Raw genomic sequence first — 5,817 nt, 5'->3', positions numbered from 1 at the left:
TGCACCGCTACTTCGACTATGAACGCCGGCTGGCCCGCCGCCTGGCACAAAGCGCGCAGGCCGAGCCCACGCTGCCCACGCCCGAGGTGGCCAAGCGGCTGCAGCAGCTCTTCAAGCCCAATGCCGCGCTGCTGGGCGGTGATGCCGACTGGCAGCAGCTGGCCGCTGCGCTGGCGCTGCGCGGCAAGCTGGCGGTGGTGAGTGGCGGCCCCGGCACCGGCAAGACCACGATGGTGGTCAACCTGCTGGCCACGCTGCTCACGCAGCAGCCCGATGCCCGCATCGCGCTGGCCGCGCCCACCGGCAAGGCCGCCGCCCGCATGACCGATGCACTGCGCCAGCGCGCCGCCCACCTGCCCGCCGAGTTGCGCAACCGGCTGCCTGCTTCGGCCGCCACCATCCACCGGCTGCTGGGCGCCACCCCCGAAGGCTTTGCCCACGATGCGCAGAACCCGCTGCCCATCGATGCGCTGGTGGTGGACGAAGCCTCGATGCTGGACCTGGCGCTGGCCACGCGGCTGCTGGAAGCGGTGCCGTCGCAGGCGCGCATCGTGCTGCTGGGCGACAAGGACCAGCTGGCCGCGGTGGAATCGGGCGCGGTGTTCGCCGAGCTGAGCGCCGACCCCGGTCTGAGCGACGCCGCCCGCGCCGACCTGGCGGCCTTGACCGGCACGCCGCCGCTGATCATCGAGCCGCCCGAAGCCGCCCGCCCCAGCGCGCTGCAGGACAGCGCCGTCTGGTTCACCCGCAATTTCCGCTTTGCGGCCGACAGCGGCATCGGCCGCCTGGCCACCGAGATCAACACCGGCCAGGCCGCCGCGGTGCTGCGCCGGCTGCGCAGCGGCGAAGACGACGAAGTGCAGTGGCTGCACGACGACGGCCCGCTGCTGTCCGAGGCCACGGTGGACGCCGCCGCGGCCGGCTACCAGCCGCTGTGGCTGGCGCTGCAGGCCGCCCCGCACGACGTGGCCGGCGCCACCGCGGCCTACGAGCGCTTTCGCGTGCTGTGCGCGATGCGTGAGGGCGCGCGCGGGCTGCTGCGGCTCAATGAACTGCTGACCCAGCGCGCCCGCGCCGCCGCACCCGGCGAGGCCCTGCCCGGCCCCTGGTACACCGGCCGGCCGGTGATGGTGCTGCGCAACGACCCGCTGCTGCGCCTGTTCAACGGCGACGTGGGCCTGACGCTGCCGGCCGAAGACGGCACGCTGCTGGTGTGGTTCCCCGATGCCGCCGCCCCCGGCGGCTTTCGCCCAGTGGCCCCGGTGCGGCTGCCGCCGCACGAAACGGCGTATGCGATGACGGTGCACAAGAGCCAGGGCTCCGAGTTCGACCAGGTGCTGATGGTGATGCCCGCCCACGCCAGCCGCCTGACCACCCGCGAGCTGCTCTACACCGCCGTCACCCGCGCCCGCCGCCAGGTGCGCATCGCCAGCGCCGAAGAGCCCCTGGCCGCCGCCATCCAGTCGCCTACGCAGCGTGATTCGGGGCTGCTGGCCCGGTTGGGGGAAGTGGTCAAAGCGGGGTGACCCTGGCGATGGGCTCAGCCGTTGCAGATGCCGAACACGGCATCGAAACGTTTCAACGCAGCGGCCAGCAGCTTCGTGTGGCCCGCACCCCAGGGATGTGGGCGACCGTTGCGCTCGCGCCAGTCGAACGACTTGGGCTGATGCGTCAACAGGTAGCCGGTCTCACCCTTGGCCCCCGGCGCAGGGATCGCGAACGGGTTGTCAGCGTGGCGCTGGGCATGGGTCATCGGAAAGCCGACGACCAAACCTGTCCGCTCATTGAACGCCTTGGTGGAGATCACCAGCATCGGATGGTCATCCGGCATCTCGTCGCCGACTGCAGGCGAGTACTGGATGAAGATGATCTCGGCACGCTCAGGCACCCACAGCGCCGATTTACGTGTCGCCATGGGCAAACGCCTCCTTGCCGACCGGCCGATCCGCCATGGCTTCGCCGCCGTGTTTCTTCGGGTCGAAGGCTGCCAGCATCTGGTCCAGCGTGGGCTCCACCTCGGTTTCAATGACGATGCGACCGGGCTCCACCGTGACGCGCACGGGCGATCCATCCGACACACCGGCCGCCTTCGCCATCGGCTTGGTGAGCCGCAACGCCAGGCCGTTGCCCCAGGTGCTGATCTGTGCCGATGAAGTAGCCATGTACAACTCCGTTCGTTGACACCAGTGTATCAACGCGGTCGCTGCGTATCAACAGCCGTATCAACAACAGGACAGGCTGACCCAGTCCTCCACCCTCAAGCCCTGCACGCGCGGGCGTAGTTCTAACAGATGCCCGGCCCGGCGAGGTAGGCCACAGTCACCTTCCGGGCTAGCGCGTCGAGGCGGCGCAGCATGCCGATGCCCTCCGCCACGGATGGCGGGTGGTGCTTGATCAGGTAGATCAGGATCTTGGTGTCCAGCAGGTAGATCACAGCGCCTCGCGTTCCTGGGGCGGCTGCGGGTCGGTGCGATCGGCCTCCAGCGCAGCGACGAAGGCGTCGTCCACCTCGCCGAGCGCGCGCAGCGCGTCCATCAGACCCGCGCCGCGCTCGGTGCCCAGCGGGTGGATGATCAAGTCGCCCGACTCGGTCCGCGAGATGCTGACCCGATCCGTGCTGAGCCACTCTTGCGCTTTCACCACCCTCCCCCCATACCCCGCCACCGCCGCCGCCAGCGCGTTGCGCACCTGCTGCAGCAGCAGGTCGTCGCCCAGCACCCGCACATCGCCGCCGTGGCGCAGTACGTCCATGGCCAGTTCAGTGGGGTCGGTGTAGGGCAGGCTGAGGCGGTAGCTGCCGTCGGGCAGGCGCTCGCCCTGCTGCTGCGGATGCCACTGCTCATGCGCCACCCACTCGGCCGCCTCGGGCGTGAACAGCAGCGTGGCCTGGCGCAGCGCCTTGCCGCCGAAGACGCCGTAGCCCGCGTCCAGCGCGGCTTCCACCTCGGCGATGGACACTTCCTGCGCGGGCGTGTCCAGCAAGCGGGCGTCACGCACCGCGTCCACCGCGAAGCGGCGCAGGCCGCCGCTGGCGTGGCACCAGGCATCGAGGTACCAGGTATTGCGGTGGTACATCAGCCGCTGCGGCGACACCGTGCGCCACGAGGCCTGCTGCCGGCTGCGCACGTAGTAGTTCAGTTCGGCCTGGCGGCGCAGCGAGATGGCGCTGCCCAGCAGCTCGAAATGCCGCGGCGACACCGCCCGCCGCGCCGGGCTGGCGATGCGGATGCGCTTCATCAGTGCCAGCGCATCGGCCTCGCTGGTGCCCAGCATGCGGTGCAGCTTGTCCAGCAGCGGCTGCAGGTGGCGCGCCAGCACGCCGCCTTCGTCCAGGCCCTGGATCAGCTGGTGCATGGTCAGCAGCGCATGGATCTCGCGCTCGCTGAACCACACGCCGGGCAGCTCGTGCGTGGTGGCGCCGCGGGCCGGCGAGTCACCTGCCCCGGCCGGTGACGCGCCGCTGGCAAATCGGTAGCCGTTGTGGAAGCGGTCGTACTCGATGGGCGCGTCCATGCGGCTGCGCAGGTATTCCAGGTCGCGCTTGAGCGTGGCGCGCGAGACGCCCAGCTCGTCCATCAGCTCGTTGAAGCTCACCAGGCCCTGCTCGGGCCGGCGGTTGCGGATCAGCAGTTCGATCTTGTAGAAGCGCTCGGTACGGTCCACGGCGGTAGCAGCGCCCGGTGGCGGGCGGCAAGGAAAAAACACACGCAGCGTATCGCAGGCTCACGCCTTGAGCCTGTGACCACCCAGACTGGTGTTGCCGGGATGTCCTGGCGCCTACCGCAGAGAACCGACCATGGCCCAAGCCGCCCTTGCCTTCGCTCCCGAATTCGGTGCCGAGCCCTCGGCCGCCGGCCATGCGCTGCAGCCCGCCGGCGCGCCCACCACCGCCTTCGAGCGCAGCGGCTGGGACATCGGCCGCGACCACGCCCGCTACGGCCTGACGCCGCCGGCCGACCAGATGCTGTTCGGCCACCCGGTGCGCCAGGGCTGGGACGCCGGCCAGCCTGCTTTCCGCCGCCGCACCCGCCCTGCCACGCCGGCCGTGCGCCAGTGGCTGGCGCTGCGGCTGCAGGCCTGGCTGCGCGGCGCGGCGTTTGAAGACCTGCAGGTCACGCCCAACCTGCTGCGCCAGCTCACCGTGAGCCACTGCCCCGTGACCGGCGAACGGCTGACGCAGCACACCGGCCATGCCAGCGACGGCGTGATCGAACGCCTGAACCCGCAGGCCGCCTATGCCGCCGGCAACCTGGCCATGATCAGCCGCCGCGCCCAGGCCGCCCGCGCCGGCCGCGATGCCCAGGCCGCGCTGCTGACCGCGCGCGAAGCCGAGGCCCTGCCCGCCGATGACACGCTGGAAGGCCTGACCGCCGCGCAGTGGCTGCGGCTGGCGGTGCTGATCAGCTTTGCCACGCCGCTGCCGCATGCCCAGGCCGCCGCGCTGCCGCTGCTGATGCTGCCGCCCAACCGCGTGCGGGTGCTGAACCCGGTGCAGGCGCTGCAGGTGGTGCTGTCGCTGCCCTTTGCCGGCACGGCCGAGCTGCCCCGGCTGGCGCCGATCGCCGCGCTGGTGCCGGCCCGCGCCCGCCCGGCCTTCCATGTGTTCATGACCACGCTGCTGGCCCGCCGCGTGGCCGGCGGCCACCCCTGGGACGCCGCCGCGATGAAGGCCGCGATGCTGGCCGCCTGGACCGACCCGCTGGTGCAACGCCGCTGGCAGCGGCTGTCGCTGGAGCTGACGACGGCCGAAGCCGACGCCGTGATCCACGGCGCTACCCGCGCCGGGCTGGACGGCACGCCGTGGCGAGACACCAGCTTTGCGCAGGCGACCGAGGGCTGGGGGCTGCCGGTGCCGCAGCCCGTCGCCGCGGTGGCCTCTGGGCGTGTGGTGCCTGCCTCGCGGGCGGGGCTGATCGCTGTGGCGGGCGTGGAGCGGCGCGCCAGCGGTGGCAGCCGCGTGCGGGCGGCCGTGGCGCCGGCGATGGTTGCTGGAAAGGGCCTGGGCCGGCGCGCTGCCTGAGTGCTTCACTTCAGTGTCACGACGGCGCGACCGTTGTCTGATGTTCTGCGGGTCGGGGCTGACGGCAATACTGGGGGCCGAGTTCACGAGTCCGACCGAACCATGCTGTCTCTGCACGACCTGGATCACCGCCTCCCGGCTGTGGCGCGCCAGATCCACGCCATTCGGAGAGCTGCCTACAAGCAGGAGGCTGAGCTGCTAGCGGTTGCCCACTTTCCGCCACTTGAACGGGCCCTGGAAGACGTCCTGAACTCTTCCGAGACCTTCGTGGGAGCCTTGCAAGACAACATCCTTGTGGGCGTTCTAAGCACATGCGCCGATGATGAGGGGCGAGGCATCAACATCTCTTCGCTGGTGGTGCACCCGGCACACCAGCGGTGCGGCTTCGGTATTGCGCTGGTCAGGGCTGCGGTGCAGCGGTACGCAGGCACCGAACTCACCGTGCAAACCGCTGCTGCCAATGCGCCGGCCCTCTCGCTCTATACGCGCCTCGGCTTCCGGGAGTATCGGCGCTGGACTGTCGGCCAGGAGGCACTGGAACTCGTCAAGCTCAGCACAGGCCGATTTCAGTAGTGGTACCGCAACTGCGCAATCAGCAACGCATCACCGTCCATCCAATACACCATCCGGTTCTCATCGGTGATGCGCCGGGACCAGAAGCCGGCGAGCGCATGCTTCAGCGGCTCGGGCTTGCCGACACCTGAGAACGGCTCGCGCCTGACTTCCTGAATCAGACGGTTGATGCGCTCCACCATCTTGCGATCCTGCTTCTGCCATTGCAGGTAGTCGTCCCAGGC

Annotated in this window: 8 protein-coding genes; 3 read left to right on the top strand and 5 right to left on the bottom strand. The window is 70.4% G+C overall.

Going from position 1 to position 5,817, the window contains the following annotated elements; genetic code table 11:
* On the top strand, positions 1-1,526 hold a 1,526-nt coding region (gene recD, locus ABNT58_RS16930; RefSeq protein ID WP_348754618.1), incomplete at its 5' end, for an exodeoxyribonuclease V subunit alpha.
* A 14-nt stretch (positions 1,527-1,540) separates the two neighbouring features.
* Here the strand turns inward: recD and ABNT58_RS16925 are convergent.
* The 4 genes from ABNT58_RS16925 to ABNT58_RS16910 form a co-directional block, all read right to left on the bottom strand.
* On the bottom strand, positions 1,541-1,915 hold the full coding sequence (locus tag ABNT58_RS16925) for a type II toxin-antitoxin system PemK/MazF family toxin (protein ID WP_348754617.1): 375 nt from the start codon (positions 1,913-1,915) through the stop codon (positions 1,541-1,543).
* Positions 1,902-2,162, bottom strand: coding sequence for a hypothetical protein (locus tag ABNT58_RS16920; protein WP_250195436.1), 261 nt, complete (start codon positions 2,160-2,162; stop codon positions 1,902-1,904). The genes ABNT58_RS16925 and ABNT58_RS16920 overlap by 14 nt, the downstream gene beginning before the upstream one ends.
* A gap of 122 nt (positions 2,163-2,284) precedes the next feature.
* Positions 2,285-2,434: a hypothetical protein gene (locus ABNT58_RS16915; protein ID WP_348754616.1), complete on the bottom strand. Its 150-nt coding sequence runs from the start codon at positions 2,432-2,434 to the stop codon at positions 2,285-2,287.
* Positions 2,431-3,663 carry a WYL domain-containing protein gene (locus tag ABNT58_RS16910; protein ID WP_348754615.1) on the bottom strand — a complete coding sequence of 411 codons (1,233 nt, stop codon included), beginning with the start codon at positions 3,661-3,663 and terminating at the stop codon, positions 2,431-2,433. The genes ABNT58_RS16915 and ABNT58_RS16910 overlap by 4 nt, the downstream gene beginning before the upstream one ends.
* A gap of 133 nt (positions 3,664-3,796) precedes the next feature.
* On the opposite strand from ABNT58_RS16910, the gene ABNT58_RS16905 reads away from it, so the two are divergent.
* Positions 3,797-5,020: a hypothetical protein gene (locus ABNT58_RS16905; protein ID WP_348754614.1), complete on the top strand. Its 1,224-nt coding sequence runs from the start codon at positions 3,797-3,799 to the stop codon at positions 5,018-5,020.
* Positions 5,021-5,122: 102 nt separating this feature from the next.
* Positions 5,123-5,593 carry a GNAT family N-acetyltransferase gene (locus ABNT58_RS16900; protein ID WP_348754613.1) on the top strand — a complete coding sequence of 157 codons (471 nt, stop codon included), beginning with the start codon at positions 5,123-5,125 and terminating at the stop codon, positions 5,591-5,593.
* Here the strand turns inward: ABNT58_RS16900 and ABNT58_RS16895 are convergent.
* The coding region (locus tag ABNT58_RS16895) for a Txe/YoeB family addiction module toxin (RefSeq protein WP_348754612.1) at positions 5,587-5,817 on the bottom strand (231 nt) is incomplete at its 5' end. The two genes, ABNT58_RS16900 and ABNT58_RS16895, sit on opposite strands and share 7 nt — an antisense overlap.

Source organism: uncultured Aquincola sp., assembly GCF_964001545.1.
GTDB lineage: Bacteria > Pseudomonadota > Gammaproteobacteria > Burkholderiales > Burkholderiaceae_C > Aquincola.
The sequence above is the reverse complement of the archived record's forward strand: the minus strand, read 5'-3'. Positions and strand labels throughout refer to the sequence as shown.